Origin of the sequence: Actinophytocola sp., assembly GCF_009379765.1 — a bacterium.
Classification (GTDB): domain Bacteria; phylum Actinomycetota; class Actinomycetes; order Mycobacteriales; family Pseudonocardiaceae; genus Actinophytocola.
The window spans coordinates 1-14,619 of the sequence record NZ_WHTD01000197.1; the positions used below are offsets into that span (position 1 = coordinate 1).

13 protein-coding genes and 2 pseudogenes are annotated in these 14,619 nt (G+C 73.3%); 5 read left to right on the top strand and 10 right to left on the bottom strand.

Annotated features, from left to right (window positions below; all coding sequences use genetic code 11):
* Positions 1-752 (bottom strand): annotated as a pseudogene (locus tag GEV28_RS37605) (hypothetical protein); the annotation flags it as partial.
* Between the two features lie 44 nt (positions 753-796).
* A complete protein-coding gene (locus GEV28_RS37610) occupies positions 797-1,597 on the bottom strand; it encodes a methyltransferase domain-containing protein (RefSeq protein ID WP_291418334.1) in 801 nt (266 codons plus the stop codon).
* Positions 1,598-1,627: 30 nt separating this feature from the next.
* Here GEV28_RS37610 and GEV28_RS37615 point away from each other — a divergent pair.
* A pseudogene (locus tag GEV28_RS37615) lies at positions 1,628-1,924 on the top strand (GntR family transcriptional regulator); the annotation flags it as partial.
* A 133-nt stretch (positions 1,925-2,057) separates the two neighbouring features.
* On the opposite strand, the gene GEV28_RS37620 reads toward GEV28_RS37615, so the two are convergent.
* From GEV28_RS37620 to GEV28_RS37635, 4 genes are read right to left on the bottom strand one after another with little or no spacing between them, the layout of a single operon-like run.
* A complete protein-coding gene (locus GEV28_RS37620; RefSeq protein ID WP_291418335.1) occupies positions 2,058-2,561 on the bottom strand; it encodes a GNAT family N-acetyltransferase in 504 nt (167 codons plus the stop codon).
* Positions 2,554-4,758, bottom strand: a complete 2,205-nt coding sequence (ligA, locus tag GEV28_RS37625; RefSeq protein ID WP_291418337.1) for an NAD-dependent DNA ligase LigA — start codon at positions 4,756-4,758, stop codon at positions 2,554-2,556. The genes GEV28_RS37620 and ligA overlap by 8 nt, the downstream gene beginning before the upstream one ends.
* Before the next feature lie 9 nt (positions 4,759-4,767).
* A complete protein-coding gene (locus GEV28_RS37630) occupies positions 4,768-5,457 on the bottom strand; it encodes a hypothetical protein (protein WP_291418339.1) in 690 nt (229 codons plus the stop codon).
* A complete protein-coding gene (locus GEV28_RS37635; protein ID WP_367115272.1) occupies positions 5,454-6,038 on the bottom strand; it encodes a TetR/AcrR family transcriptional regulator in 585 nt (194 codons plus the stop codon). Before GEV28_RS37635 ends, GEV28_RS37630 begins: the two co-directional genes overlap by 4 nt.
* A gap of 111 nt (positions 6,039-6,149) precedes the next feature.
* Here GEV28_RS37635 and GEV28_RS37640 point away from each other — a divergent pair, with 111 nt between their 5' ends.
* The gene (locus GEV28_RS37640) at positions 6,150-7,562 is read left to right on the top strand and encodes an MFS transporter (protein WP_291418341.1); all 1,413 of its coding nucleotides are present in this window, start codon (positions 6,150-6,152) and stop codon (positions 7,560-7,562) included.
* Here the strand turns inward: GEV28_RS37640 and GEV28_RS37645 are convergent.
* The 3 genes from GEV28_RS37645 to GEV28_RS37655 are packed head-to-tail and all read right to left on the bottom strand — an operon-like array spanning position 7,516 to position 9,974.
* Positions 7,516-7,818 (bottom strand): ubiquitin-like small modifier protein 1, encoded by a 303-nt coding sequence (locus GEV28_RS37645; RefSeq protein WP_291418343.1) that lies wholly within the window; start codon positions 7,816-7,818, stop codon positions 7,516-7,518. The two genes, GEV28_RS37640 and GEV28_RS37645, sit on opposite strands and share 47 nt — an antisense overlap.
* Complete coding sequence (locus tag GEV28_RS37650; protein ID WP_291418346.1) at positions 7,819-8,901, bottom strand: sialidase family protein; 1,083 nt, start codon at positions 8,899-8,901, stop codon at positions 7,819-7,821.
* Positions 8,902-8,939: 38 nt separating this feature from the next.
* Positions 8,940-9,974, bottom strand: coding sequence for a methionine synthase (locus GEV28_RS37655; RefSeq protein ID WP_291418348.1), 1,035 nt, complete (start codon positions 9,972-9,974; stop codon positions 8,940-8,942).
* A 108-nt stretch (positions 9,975-10,082) separates the two neighbouring features.
* Between GEV28_RS37655 and GEV28_RS37660 the strand changes: the two genes are divergently transcribed.
* Positions 10,083-11,036, top strand: a complete 954-nt coding sequence (locus tag GEV28_RS37660) for a chitinase (RefSeq protein WP_291418350.1) — start codon at positions 10,083-10,085, stop codon at positions 11,034-11,036.
* On the opposite strand, the gene GEV28_RS37665 is transcribed toward GEV28_RS37660, so the two are convergent.
* Positions 11,027-11,413, bottom strand: a complete 387-nt coding sequence (locus GEV28_RS37665) for a hypothetical protein (protein ID WP_291418352.1) — start codon at positions 11,411-11,413, stop codon at positions 11,027-11,029. The genes GEV28_RS37660 and GEV28_RS37665 overlap by 10 nt on opposite strands.
* A 112-nt stretch (positions 11,414-11,525) precedes the next feature.
* On the opposite strand from GEV28_RS37665, the gene GEV28_RS37670 reads away from it, so the two are divergent.
* The gene (locus GEV28_RS37670) at positions 11,526-12,809 is read left to right on the top strand and encodes a hypothetical protein (RefSeq protein WP_291418354.1); all 1,284 of its coding nucleotides are present in this window, start codon (positions 11,526-11,528) and stop codon (positions 12,807-12,809) included.
* 22 nt (positions 12,810-12,831) lie between these two features.
* A complete protein-coding gene (locus tag GEV28_RS37675) occupies positions 12,832-13,767 on the top strand; it encodes a serine/threonine dehydratase (protein ID WP_291418356.1) in 936 nt (311 codons plus the stop codon).
* The last annotated feature ends 852 nt before the right edge of the window (positions 13,768-14,619 follow it).

A 14,619-nucleotide genomic window follows, 5' to 3' on the forward strand; every position in this document is an offset into this window, starting at 1 on the left:
CCCCCGACGAGGGTGCCGAAGACCACCTCACCGGTGATCGCGACGAGCACGGTCGGAAGCACGGCGAGGAGCACCGCACCCGCCGCGAGGAGGCGGATTCGCCTACCGGCCGCTGTGTCCGCAGGGAGGGCGCCCTGCCGTGCCCGATCATCGACCGCGTGGTCGCCGACTTCGGCGTCCTCAGCCATGGCGGCGCCGGGTCGAGCGGTGACGGCCGTGAGCATCGTGAGCACTGTCAGGGCCGCGGCCACCGCCGCGACGGCGATGCGGATCGCCGGCTCCGCGGTCAGCAGCCGCCCGACGAGCGCGACGCCGAAGTAGCCGGCCACCCCGACCAGGCCGGCGACGGCCGCACCCAGCCGGCTCACCCGGAGCAGTTCCTGGGCCAGGCCGAGGAGGCCGATCAGCAGCACGCCGGACGCCGCCATCACGAACGCCGTCACGGCCGGGTCCGCCGGCGTCCTCGGGTCGCCCGGCGCGATCTCGACGGTCAGCAGCGCCGGCGCCGGGTCGTGCAGCACCACCCCGACGAGGACGGCGACCGCCCCGCCGGCGACGAGCCACCGCCAGTGCCGGGACAGCAGGACGGCGGCCGCCGTCGCGACCGCGCCGGCCAGCGCGGTGGCGAGCTGCGTGCCGATGGCCTCGGGACTGTCCGGCCCGACGAGCGCCATCATGTCGAGCGACTGCGGTGCCCCGACGAACGCGAGCAGGACGGCCCCGGCCACCCCACCCACGAGAAGGTTGATCACGCGCGCACGGTAGCGACCCTGCCCACCCCGTGGTGGCGAAACGCTCAGAGGTTCACCGCGACGCCCTTGGTGAAGGTGTAGTGGAAGGTGCCGCCGTCCTCGGCGGTGCGGTCGAGGTCTGCGATGCCCCGGACCCACTCGGTGGCCGTGGTCATGCCCGCGGCGATCGCCTCGGCGCGGACCAGGTCGACCATCGCGGTGAAGGTGTTGCGGGTGAAGCCTTCCACCAGCTCCGGGCGGGTGCGGTCGGCGTAGACGTGGCAGGGGTGGACGGTCACGGCCTCGTAGCCGGCTCCGGTCAGGAGTGGCTCGACCTGGCGGCCGACGAGCGCGTTGCCGCCGGCCGCGGCCTGCAAGCGCACGAGGCAGTCGATCGCGGCGCGGGCCGCGGCGCTGTCGGGGTGGAAGAACGCCGAGCCGTGGTCGCCCTCGACGACGGTGATCGTGCCGCCCGGTCGGAGCACCCGGCGCAGCGCCACCAGCGCGGCGTGCGGGTCGCGCAGGTGTTCCAGCACGAAGCACACGAAGAGGTGGTCGAACGCGCCGTCGGGGAACGGCAGGTCGAACAGGTCCGCCCGGTGCCACGCCACCGGCGCGGTCACCCTGGCCCTGGCCTGGGCGAGCGAGTCCGCGGAGACGTCGACCGCGACGATCCGCGCACCGGGGCTCGACGCGACCAGGTGGGCGGTCTGCGCGCCGACGCCGCAGCCGACCTCGAGGACGCGGCTGCCGGGCGGGTAGGAGGTGCCGGCGTGGAGGAGTCCGGCGAGCGTGTCGGCCTGGTCGCCGAGGCGGCGTGCCTCGGGGGCGGAGTACCCGTGGACGTATTCGGTCGTGGTGCTCATGTCCGGTGACTGTGCCGGCACAATGGTCCGGTGAACAGGTCCAATGGGGAGGTCGCTGACTGGTCCATATCGCCGGGGGCCGACTTCCTCCAGCTGTCGGTCGCGGACGCGCCCGCGGGTGGCCGGTCCGCGTGGCTCGCGGGCGAGCTCCGCGCGGCGATCTCCGACGGCCGGCTCCCGGTCGGCAGCGGCCTGCCGGCGACGCGGGTGCTGGCGGCGGAGCTGCGGGTCTCCCGCGGCGTGGTCACCGAGGCTTACCAACGCCTGGTCGAGGACGGCCACGTCGTGGGCCGCGGCCGCGCCGGCACGGTCGTGGTCGCCGCACCCGTGGTCCCCCCTCCCCCAGGCCACCGCGCCGAGGCCGACACTCCGGACTCCCGGCCAGGCGCGCGAACGTCGGACTCGCGGGTCGCGAGCGTCGGACTCGCGGGGTTCCCGCACAACCGGTGGGTCAGGGTGCTCAGCGAGCCGGCAGGTCCAGCCGGTAGGTGAGCAGGTGGACGTCCTCGGCGGGTTGCCAGTCCTGGGCAGGCGTTCGGTAGAAGCCGAGGCGCTCGTACAAGCGGTGGGCGGCGGTCATCTCCTCCGAGCTGCTGAGGGTGACGCCGGGTAAGCCCAGCTCGGCGGCCCGGTCGAGGACCGCGCGGGTCAGCGCCTCGCCGATGCCACGGCCGCGGGCCGCCGCGCTGACCGCCAGCATGCGGAACTCCAGCTCGTCGGGCGCGGCCACCTGGGACCACGGCGAGCCCGGTGGCGCGACGGTGACCGTGCCCAGCAGCGTGCCGTCGGCGTCGACCGCCACCAGGAGCTCCGCCTCACGCGAGCGAGGCGCGGCATCGGCCAGCGTCAGCGCGTACGACCCCTCGCCGGCCAGGTAGCCGCTCGCCCGGTACGCGTCCACGGTGAGCAGGCCGACGGCCGTGACCTCGTCTGGGCGGGCCTCGCGGATCTCGAACTCACTCATCGGCGGCGGCTCCGGCTCCGGTGTCTGCCTCGGCCTCTGCGTCGGTGTCTGCCTCGGTGTCCGACTCCTCGGCGCCGATGGTCGCCACCGCGGTGGCCGCCTCGGGGCCGTCAGCGAGCAGCACCCGGAAGCCGTCCTCGTCGAGGACCGGGACCTTCAGCTGGATCGCCTTGTCGTACTTGGACCCCGGCGCGTCGCCGACCACCACGAACGCCGTCTTCTTCGACACCGACCCGACCGCCTTGCCGCCGCGCGCCAGGACGGCCTCCTTGGCCTCGTCGCGCGAGAACGTCCGCAGGCTGCCGGTGACCACGATGGGCAGGCCGTCGAGGTTGCGCGGGATCGACGCGTCGCGCTCGTCCTCCATGCGCACCCCGGCCCGCTTCCACTTCTCGACGATCTCGCGCCGCCAGTCGGTGGCGAACCACTCCTGGATGGCCGTGACGATGGTGGGCCCCACGCCCTCGGCCGCCGCCAGCTCCTCCTCCGACGCCGACATGATCCTGGGCAGCGAGCCGAACTCCTGCGCCAGCGCCCGGGCGGCGGTGGGCCCGACGTGCCGGATCGACAGCGCCACCAGCACCTTCCACAGTGGACGCTGCTTGACCAGCTCGAGGTTGGCGAGCAGCTTCTGCCCGTTGGCCGACAGCGTGCCCGCCTTGGTACGGAACAGCTCCACCGACGTGAGCTTGTCCTCGTCGAGGTCGAACAGGTCGCCCTCGTCGTGCAGCACGCCCGAGTCGATCAGCGCGGCCGCCGCCTCGTACCCGAGCACCTCGATGTCCAGCGCGGACCGGCCGGCGATGTAGCTGAGCCGCTCCTTGCGCTGGCCAGGGCAGTCGAGCGCGTTGGGGCAGCGGATGTCGGCGTCGCCCTCCTTCTCGTACGCCAGCGTGGTGCCACAGGAGGGACACCGGTTCGGCATCTGGAACTCACGCTCGTCGCCGGTGCGCACGTCGGCCACCGGGCCGAGCACCTCGGGGATGACGTCGCCCGCCTTGCGGATGACCACTCGGTCACCGATGAGCACACCCTTGCGCTTGACCTCGCTCGCGTTGTGCAGCGTGGCCATCGCGACCGTGGACCCCGCCACCTTCACCGGCTCCATCACCGCGAACGGCGTGACCCGGCCGGTGCGCCCCACGTTGACCTGGATGTCCAGCAGCGTGGTGGTGACCTGTTCGGACGCGTACTTGTACGCGATCGCCCACCTCGGCGCCCGCGACGTGGTGCCCAGCCTGCGTTGCTTCGCGACCTCGTCGACCTTGACCACGATGCCGTCGATCTCGTGCTCGACATCGTGGCGGTGCGCGCCCCAGTAGTCGATGTGCGCGAACAGCTCCTCGCGCGACTCGACGAGCTTGGTGTGCTCGGACACGGGCAAGCCCCACGCGGCGAGCGCCTGGTAGGCCTCGGACTGCCGCACGGGCTCGAAGCCCTCGCGCTTGCCGAGCCCGTGGCAGATCAGCTTCAGCTTGCGGTTCGCGGTGACCTTGGGGTCCTTCTGCCGCAACGAGCCGGCGGCGGTGTTGCGCGGGTTGGCGAACGCGGGCTTGCCGGCCTCGACCAGCGTGGCGTTGAGCTCCGCGAAGTCCTCGAGCCGGAAGTACACCTCGCCACGCACCTCGACCAGGTCGGGCACCGGGAACTCGTCGGTCGCGGTGAGCTGCCGCGGCACGTCCTCGAGGGTGCGCATGTTCAGCGTGACGTCCTCGCCGGTGCGCCCGTCGCCGCGGGTGAGCGCGCGGACCAGGCGGCCGTTCTCGTACAGCAGGTTGATGGCGAGCCCGTCGATCTTGAGCTCGCAGATGTAGGAGGTGGCGCCCAGCTCCTTCTCGACCCGGTCGACCCACGCGCCGAGCTCGTCGGTGTCGAAGGTGTTGTCCAGGCTGAGCATCCGCTCGAGGTGGTCGTATGCGGCGAACTCGGTGGAGAAGGTGCCGCCCACCTGCTGACTGGGCGAGTCGGGCGTGACCAGCCCGGGGTGTGCCTCCTCGATGGCGAGGAGCTCGTGCCACAGCGTGTCGAACTCGCCGTCGGAGACGGTGGGCGAGTCGAGCACGTAGTAGCGGAAGCGGTGGCCGTTGATCTCCTCGGCCAGCACGCCGTGTCGCTCGCGAACGTCCGAGGGCACGTCCTCCACGCCCTCGGCCGGCCCGTCGACGGCGTCGTCAGAACTGTCATAAACACTGGTCACGGGAGCAGACTAGTCGTCGGGTCCGACATTTCCGGGGTCCCGCGGCGGAGGCTCCAGGCCGGCCAGCTCGTGCACCAGATCGCGCAGCTCCAGCAACCCGATCGTGTCCGCGGGCTCGGCGTCCGCGGTCTCCACCCGGCGCAGCCGCTCGGCCGCGAGCCGCTCGCCGAGCGCGGCGTCCAGCGGCAGGTAGGTCATGGCCGAGCGGGCCGCCAGCTCGAGCGCCCGCATCGCCGGATGGTGCACCGCAACGTCCACCACGCGTTCGGCCTCGTCGACCTGCGCGACGACCCGGACGTCGGCGAGCCGGATCCGGTGGGCGCCGAGGTTCACCGTGACCAGCGTCGGGTCGGGCACCGGCGGGACCGCGTCGTGGTACTCCCAGATCGCGTCCTCGGGTGGCGCGGCCGCCTTCCACGCGTCGGTGAACGCGCGCAGCCGCCGGTCCTCCTGGCCGCTCACGACCAGCGCGTAGATCGCCCGCCGGCCGCGTTCGAGCGCGAAGTGCAGGTCCGGGTGCAGGTCACCGACAAGCTGGCAGAGCTGGTTCTCGACCCGGCCGGGCTCGCGGTCGCCGAGCGCGGCGGCGACCTCGGGCAGCATCTCCCGCCAGCCGCACCAGAACCGCTCGGCGAGCGCCTCCGGGTCGGGCCTCGGCCGAGCGGGCGGCGGGGTCTCGCGACGGCGGAACCACCTCATGCGCGTATCCCGTCGAGCACGATGGTGAGCAGCCGCTCGGCGCCCGCCTCGTCGGCGTGGCCGGCCGCCGTGCCGACGCCGTGCCCGAGCCGCATCATGTCGACGGGCTCGAGGTCGGCGCGGACGATGCCGGCGGCCTGCGCGGGCGTGAGCAGCGTGCTGACCGCCGCGCGCAGCTCCTGCTTGCAGTAGGCGAAGGTCATCGAGGTGTCCTCGATCGCCGACTTGAGCGCCATGGCCAGCCCGCTGCTCTCCCGAAGCCACCGCACCTGCTCGCGCAGCCAGGTGAACAGCGCCTCCTCGACCGGGAGCTCCTTGCTCAGCGCGTAGGCGCGGTCGGCCAGCCGGGTGACCTCCTCGCGGTAGACGGCCTCGATCAGCGCCGCACGGCTGGGGAAGTGCCGGTAGAGCGTGCCGGCGCCGACGTGGGCCCGTTTGGCGATGTCGTCCAGCGGGACGTCGATGTCGTGCTCGAGGAACGCGTCCCGGGCGGTGTCGACGATCCGGTCGTAGTTGCGCCGGGCGTCGGCCCGCATGGGCCGCTCGGGCCAGATCGGCCTGGCGGACTCCGCTGTCGCCACGCACTCACCTCTTCCAAGTGGAGAGATTCTCCGGATAGTCTTGCGCATCCGGAGATGCTCTCCATATGCTAGCCGAGTCAAAATGGAGAGTTTCTCCGCTTAGGGGTTTCCTTGTCTCAGCAAACGTTGGCGCGACCCGCCCCGGCCCGGCCCGGCGCGACCCTGGCGATCATCGTCACCTGCCAGCTCATGCTCTTGCTCGACGTCACCGTGATGAACGTGGCACTCCCCCGCATCCGCGTCGACCTCGGCTTCACGCCGGCCGGCCTGTCCTGGGTGATCAACGCCTACACGCTCGTCTTCGGCGGCCTGCTGCTGCTCGGCGGCCGGGCGGGCGACCTGTTCGGCCGCCGCAGGCTGTTCCTCGGCGGCGTCGCCCTGTTCACCGCCGCCTCGCTGCTCGGTGGGCTCGCCGACTCGGCGGGCTGGCTGCTGGTGGCCCGGATCTTGCAGGGCCTCGGCGCGGCGGCCGCAGGGCCGAGCACCCTCGCGCTGATCACCAGCATGTTCACCGAGCCGCGCGAGCGGGTGCGGGCCCTGTCGGTCTTCTCCGGCGTCGCGAGCGCCGGCTTCGCGATCGGGCTGATCGTCGGCGGGCTGCTCACCGAGTGGTTCACCTGGCGCGCCGTGCTCTTCATCAACCTCCCGTTCGGCCTGGCGATCCTCGCCCTGGGACCGCGGTTCATCCGCGAGCCGCAGCGGCACCCGGCCCGGCTCGACCTGCCCGGCGCGCTGACCGCGACGGCCGGCATCGCGGCGCTGGTGTACGGGTTCATCCGCGCCGCCGAGGCCGGCTGGGCGGACCGGGCGGCGCTGGCCGCGCTGGTGGCCGGGGCGGTGCTGGTGGCCGGGTTCCTGTGCATCGAGGTGCGGACGCGGGAGCCGCTGATGCCGCCGCACCTGTTCGCCGACCGCAACCGGGCCGCGGGCTACCTCAACTTCTTCCTCGGCCCGATGGCGATGATGTCGGCGTTCTTCTTCCTCACCCAGTTCCTGCAGGAGGTCGTCGGGTACTCGGCGCTGCGGACGGGGTTCGCGTTCCTGCCCCTGGCGACGGTGCTGTTCACCGCGTCCCGGCTGATGCCGCGCTGGCTGCCGACCTTCGGCCCCAAGCCGTTCGTGATCGCCGGCACGGTGCTGATGGTTCTCGGGCTGGCGTGGCTGACCCGGCTGTCGCCGTCGAGCGGCTACGTCACGGGGCTCCTCGGGCCGATGGTCGTGCTCGGCCTGGGCGGCGGGCTCGCGTTCACGCCGCTGACCGTGGTGATCATGTCGACGGTCCGGCCGGCCGACGCGGGCGCGGCGGGCGGCGTGCTGCAGACGATGCAGCAGGTGGGTGCCACCCTCGGGCTGGCGGTGCTGGTGACCGTGGCCGGCTCGGCGTCGCGGTCCACGGCCGAGACGGGCGGGTCGCCGGCGGACGTACTGGTCGACGGGATGAGCGCGGCGTTCACGATGTCGGCGGGGTTCGCCCTGCTCACCGTGGTGGTGGCGGCCAGCTTCCGCCGGCGACCGAGGGGATGATCGCCACCTCGGCGGCGCCGCGCAGGGGGGTCGCGGCGCCGCCGAGCTGGCGGCACTCCTCCCCGTCCACGAAGAAGTTCACGTACCGGCGCAGTCGCTTGCGCTCGTCGCGCAGCCGCCGTTCCAGGCCCGGGTACTCGGCGGCCAGCACGTCGAGCAGGTCGGCCAGCGTCGCCCCGTCCGCCACCTCGATGTCCACTGTGGACCGACCGCCGGCCCGCGGGCGGAGCGCGCCCGGCAGCACCACGGTGACCACTCAGACCACCACGGCCCGCACGCACAGCACGTCCGGCAGGTGCTCGACGACCGGGCGCCAGCTGTCGCCCTGGTCCCGGCTCGCGTACACCGCGCCGGACCGGGTGCCGAGGTAGACGCCGGCCGGGTCGGCCGAGTCGAGGCACATGGCGTCGCGCAGGACGCCGGTCCAGAAGTGCTCGGGCAGACCGTCGGTCAGCGCGTCCCAGGACTTGCCGGCGTCCTCGCTGCGGTACACCGCGCACCGGCCACCCGGCGTGAACCGCAGCTCGTCGGCGGTCAGCGGGAAGGTGTAGACCACGTCCGGCCGCCGCGGGTGCACCACCATCGGGAAGCCGAAGTCGGCCGGCAACCCGTCGGCGATGGACTGCCAGGTCGCGGCGCCGTCGTCGCTGCGGTACACGCCGTGGTGGTTCTGTGCGAAGAACCGCTCCGGGCGGTCGGGGTGCTGGGCGATCTTGTGCACGCACTGGCCGAACTCGGGGTACCGGTCGGGGCTGCGGTAGGCCTGGATGCCGCGGTTGCTCGCGTGCCAGGTCGTGCCGCCGTCCTCGGTGACATACACGCCGCCGGTGGACATCGCGACCGTCACCCGCCGGTCGTCGGTGGGGTGCGGCACGATCGAGTGCACGGCCATGCCGCCGAAACCCGGAGTCCACTTCGGACGGTGGGGGTGGTCCCACAGCCCGCGCACCAGCTCGTAGGTCTCGCCGCCGTCCGTCGACCGGAACACCGCCGACGGCTCGACGCCCGCGTAGACAACCTCCGGTGAGCTCTCCGGTCCCGGCGCGAGCTGCCACACCCGCGCGAGCGCGGCACCGGTGTCCGCCGGGAACGCGATCGGTGCGTGGTCCGGCTCGCGCCAGGTCGCGCCCAGGTCGTCGCTGTGGGCCACGCTCGGCCCGTAGTGCTCGCTGGTGACGCCGGCGAGCAGGCGCGGGGTGGCGCGGCGGGTGTCGAAGCCGAGCGCGTAGACGTCGGTCATCGGGTGGTGCGGGCCGGTGACGTCCCAGGCGACCCGGGCATCCGTGCTGGTGGCGAGCCACAGACCCTTGCGGGTTCCGATCGCGAGTACGACAGCCATGGCGAACCTCCCTCGGCTCGCCCAGGACGGTACTCCCGTCACCAGGACTCGGGAGGCTCCACGAACGCCTTGCCGAGGTCCCGGGTGAGCGCGAGCGCGCGGCGGGCCCAGCCGGCGGTCGCGCCGGCGAGGCCGCACGTCGGGGTCGGGACGGCGCGGCCGGCGAGCGTCTCGCGGGGGAAGCCGAGGCGGTCGACGAGGTCCAGCGCCGGGCGGGCCGCCCGCTCGAGGGTGAGCGGCGTGGCCGGAGCGGTGCTGGGGACGAGGCCGAGGAACAGGACGCAGCCGTCGTCGAAGACCTCGCCCAGCTCGTCGGTGAAGACGGCCGGGGTGCCCTCCAGGAGGGTGGCGTCCAGGGCGATCGCGTCCGCGCCCGCCGCACGGATCATCGTGACGGGTGGGCGGGGCGCGCAGCAGTGGACGACCACCGGCCGGTCGCTCGCCCGCCTGGCGGCGTCGACCAGGGCGGCGAGCCCGTCCCGCGCGTCCGGCTCGGCGACGGCCGCCACGGTGCCCAGCTTGGACGGCGTCGGGAGGACCCCGGCGAGCACCGAGGGCAGCGACGGCTCGTCGATCTGGACGACGACGTCCGCGCCGGTCCGCTTGCGCACCTCGGCGACGTGCCGGGCCAGGCCATCGGCGAGCGACTCGCCGAACTCGCGGAGTGCGCCCGGGTCGGTGAGCACCCGGTGGCCGCGCGGCAGCTCGACCTCGGAGGTGAGCGTCCACGGCCCCGCGACCTGCACCTTCACGAGCGACGGCCGGCCGGCCTGCTCGATGGCCTGCTCGAACGCGTCGAGGTCGCGGCGCAGCTGGTCGACGGCCCGCCGGTGGTCGGCGCCTGGCCGGGCGGTGACCCGGTAGCCCGAGGGCACGACCTCGACGGCGATGTCGACGAGGAGCCCGGCGGACCGCCCGACGAGATCGGTGCCGAGCCCGCGCCCCGGCAGCTCGGGAAGGTGCGGCAGGTCGGGCAGCTCCCCGAGGACCACGGCCGCCGCCTCGAGCGGGTCGGCGCCGGGCATCGAGCCGATGGCGGTCGCCGTCCCCGGCGGCCAAGGTGCGTTGGACACGTGCCAAGTGTGCTGCATGGGCACAGGTCTAGACCTGTTGACCCTGTGGTCTGAACCACTTACCGTGGTAACTCCCCGCACCCGATCGGTTTCTCGCGAAGGTGACCAATGATGCTCAGCTCGCGCAAGGCCGCCTCCACCATCTTCGTCGCGCTCGCCGCCACCGCGGTCCTCAGCACACCGTCCACAGCGGACGACAAGGCCGCTCCCGTTGCGGCGCCCTACATCGACGTCACCATGCCGTCGCCGTCCCTCGTGGACGTCGCGAACGCCACCGGGCACAAGGTGTTCACGCTCGCGTTCGCGCTGGCCGACTCGACCGGCTGCAACCCGTCGTGGGGCGGCACGATCCCGCTGAACGACTCGCGCATCATCGACGACATCCGCGCGCTGCAAGCGATGGGCGGCGAGGTCGTCGTCGCCACCGGTGGGGCGGCCGGGCCGTATCTCGAGTACACCTGCGGCAGCGCCGAAGCCCTCGCCGGGGCGTACCGGGAGATCCTTGACACCGTCGACACCAACCACCTGGACGTGGACGTCGAGGCGACGATCCCGCAGGACATGGTCAACCAGGCGCTCAAGCAGGTGCAGGACGAGCGCGGCACCGCGGTCAGCTACACGATGCGAGTCCTCGGCGACGACTACGGCATGGACCCGTACTCCGTCCAGGTGCTGCGGTCCGCGGCCGCGCACGGCGTCGACGTGCTCGTCAACCCGATGACCATGGAGTTCGGCACCAGCCGCCCGAGCTGGGGTGACGCGGTGATCGCCGCCGCGGAGAGCACGCTGCGGCAGATGCGGGAGATCTGGCCGAACGACCCGAACCTCACCAGCCGGCTCGGCGTCACGCCGATGATCGGCCGCAACTACAACGGCAAGGTCTTCGAGCTCGCGCACGCCCGTCAGCTGGTCGACTGGGCCCGAGCGAACCAGATCGGGCTGCTCGCGTTCTGGTCGGCGGGCCGGGACAACGGGTCGTGCCCGGGCGGCGGGGTCTCCCCCACCTGCTCGGGCATCTCCCAGGGCAGCTTCGAGTTCACCTCGATCTTCGGTCAGCTCTGACGCAGGCCCTCGATCTGCAGGACCGCGATCGCGGCGACCGCCACGGCGAGAACGAGCACCACGACGGTGCCGAGCGCCGTCAGGTCGCCGACGAGCGCCACCAGCACGCTGTCGAGCGCGGCGAGCAGGTTGACCGCGACCACGAACGTCGCGCCGCGCCGGTTGATCGTCGGGCGGGTGCCCAGGTGGAGAACGAAGGCGCCCCACCCGAGGAAGAACAGGCCGGTGCCGAGCAGCCAGCCGAAGCCGATGCCGAGCGGGCCGTCGAGCACGCCGGCGAGCGCCGTGAGCGCCACGCCCGAGGCGCCGGTGGCCACGCCGTCGGCGGTGAGGGCGAAGCGGAGCAGCCGGCCGGGGTGGGTCTCGGTGATCGTCATGAGGTCCTCCGTGGGAGTCGGGTTGAACGCCTCCGACGGTCGGCCCGCGGGCACTGCCAGCACCACACCAACCGCTGCCAACTACTGCCAGCACACCGTTACCGCAGGTCAGTTGCAGGCCGGCACGCAGCTCGGTGGCGACCACCCGAGCCGCGGCGGCCTGCCAGTTGTGCAGGGTGCGCTCCGGGACGTGGTCGGCGAACCACGCGAGCGCGCGCCGGGACACCGGGTCGAGCTCGGTGAGCTTCGTCCGCACGCTGTAGGGCCGGACGCCGACGACGTAGTAGAAGTAGAGCGCGTTGTAGTGCCGCCACTCCTCGCTCGTGCCGAACTCGCCGTCGCGGGGCTTGAGCCGGGTGATCGTGTCGAGCAGGAGCGCCTTCAGCTCGGTGGCCCGCTCCAGCGGCGCGTCGGCCCCGCCGCGGGTGGCGAGCCGCTCGCCGATCGCGGGCAGCGCGGTCAGCGGGCTGGTCACGAGCTTGCCGAGGTCGCCGTAGTGGGACAGGGCGCGGCGGGTGAGCCGGACGAACTCGGCCTCGGCGAGCCCGGCGAGCGCGATGGTCTCGTCGCGGCGGGGCAGGGCGTCGGCCACGTCGCGCAGCTCGGTTCGGGTGCGCCGCAGCGAAGGCGGCATGGCGAGCCGGTCGGCGGCGGTCTGGATGGGCCGGGCCAGCACCTGCACGGCGATCGCGGCCCCGACCACGCCGTACAGCAGCAGGGTGAGCGCCCGCCGGTCGCCGGTGAGGATGATCGCGAGCACGACCTGGCCGCCGAAAAGCACGGCGGTGGCGCCGGACACGAGCAGCGAGTGGAACATGTCGCGGCGCAGCGTCTCGCCCTCGGCGAAGCTGTCGAAGACCGCGATGACCACACCGAGCGCGACGAGGTCGACACCGATCGCGGCGAGCCACAGCGGCCGGGGCTGCGCGTCGAGGCCGACGAGCAGCAGCCCTGCGGCGAGCCCGAGCATGAGCGAGGCGACGAGGAGCTGCCGGGTGCCGCGGACGTACAGCGAGACCGTCCAGCACAGCGGCAGGAGCACGACCGCCGCGAGCACCGGCTCGCCGAGGTAGCCGGCCACCGCGGCGACGGCGACGGACGCGGGCAGCGCGCCACGCACCCACCACCGGTCGCTCCGCCCCGGCAGCAGCCGCAGCAGCACGCCGGTCCACAGCACGGCGGGCAGGCTCAGGAGGACGGTGTGCAGGGCGGCGAGCACGTCGCCGAAGGGGCGCAGCTCGTCGACCGCGAGGGCGAGGCCGTAGCTCAGCAGGCCCGCGCCGGCGCGGCGCAACGTCGGCTTGGCCGGGTCGCGCGCGAGCAGGTAGAGGCCGAGCCACCACGCGGCCCCGAACGCGAGCACCGCCGGCACCGACCACCTCCTCGTTGGGATTGACGGGTAGCTCAGGATGGCACGCATGACGACGTCCACCATCCTGCCGACGCCCGCCGACGTCGGCCGGGCCGCCGAGCGCATCGCGGTGCACATCCGGCGCACTCCGGTACTGCGCGCGCGGATCGACGGTCTCCCGGTCGTGCTCAAGCTGGAGAACCTGCAGCTGACCGGCTCGTTCAAGCTGCGTGGCGCGCTCAGCGCGCTGGGCGGCGGCGAGCGACCCGAGCATGTGGTCACCGCGTCCGGCGGCAACCACGGCCTGGCCGTCGCGACCGCCGCGGCCCTGCTGCGGCTGCCGGCGACGGTCTACACGCCGGAGTCGGTGCCGCTCGCGAAGGCGCGCCGCATCGAGGCGACCGGGGCCACGCTGATCCGGCACGGCGCGACCTACGCGGAGGCGGCGGCCGAGGCGATGTCGGCGGCGTCGGCGTCGGCGGCGGCGTCGGTCGAGGCGGGTGCCCGGTACGTGCCGGCGTACAACGACCCGCTGGTGATAGCCGGCCAGGGCACGTGTGCCGCCGAGGCGGTCGCGGACGCGCCGGACGTGGACAACCTGGTGGTGGCGGTCGGCGGCGGCGGACTCGCGGCCGGCACGGTGCTCGGGGCCGGTGGCCGGCCGGTGACCGCGGTGGAGCCCGAGCACTGCCAGGCGCTGCACGACGCGCTGGCCGCCGGGCGGCCGGTGGACTCGGCGGTGCGCTCGGTGGCGTCCTCGGCGCTGGGCGCGACCCGGATCGGGGACAAGCCGTTCGAGATCCTGCGCGCCGGCCCGGTGCGGTCGGTGCTCGTGAGCGACGCGGAGATCATCGAGGCGCGGAACCGGCTGTGGGAGGAGTTCCGGCTCGCCGTCGAACCGGCCGGCGCGGTGCCGTTCGCCGCGTGGTTGGCCGGTCGCGTGCCGGGTGACCTGCCGTGCCTGGTGATCTGCGGGGCCAACGCGGACTGGGTTCCCGCGTGACCACTCGTTGGCCACGTCGGTGTGCCTGCTCGACGGCGAGGTCGCGTTCCGCGTTCCGGCTCGGTCGCCGACAGTGGCGCGCACGCCCTGCTCGACCCCTCCGGCGGGGTCCGGGTGAGCGTCCCGCCCGCACACCTGCTGGGCTCGCCGTTCCTCGGTGATCCGGCCCCGCTCGGCTCCCGGCGATGGGTTCGAGCCGGGGCGGGTAGCGGCGCCCGCGGGTCTGCGGGGCCTGATTCCCGAACGGCGCGGGCTGGGTGTGCTCGCCAGGATGGCCGAGGCGTGAAGGTCCTCGTCACCTCGGTGGCCGGGGAACGTGACGGTCTGAGAGGCGTCCGAGTTCCGGGGTCATCGGTCCCAGGCGGGCGAGGCGGCGGGACATGGTCATGATCTACCGGGAGCTCATCCACCTCCCGACGCCACACGCCGATCCTCACCGAGGTTCGCAGACGCCCGCTGAGCTTGAGTTTTACGGTGTTTGCTCGGTCCCGCTTGTGGTTGTTGTGTCCGTTGTGATGTTTTGCCGGGGTCGTGTCGGAGGGCGCGGTGGGTGTTGTGTGAACCCGCCGGACGGCCTGGTCCCGGTCTGGCCCCTCGATGATCGGTAGGTCACCGTCGTGGTCGGCCCAGGTGCCGCGGTGGGTCAGCCTGGGATGCAGCCGATCCCACGACCAGGCCCGCGCGGCGCCGTATCCGGTGGTCTGGGTGGTTGTGGCGTGAGCAGCCTCGGGCCAGGTCCGGGAGTCTGTGAACCTGAGCTCGGCCCCATGACGCGCGCCGCGCCCGACAGCTCTCGCGCGCCGTGGCGCCGCGGGGAAGGCCAGCACCCGATCCGATCGCACCCGTACCAGC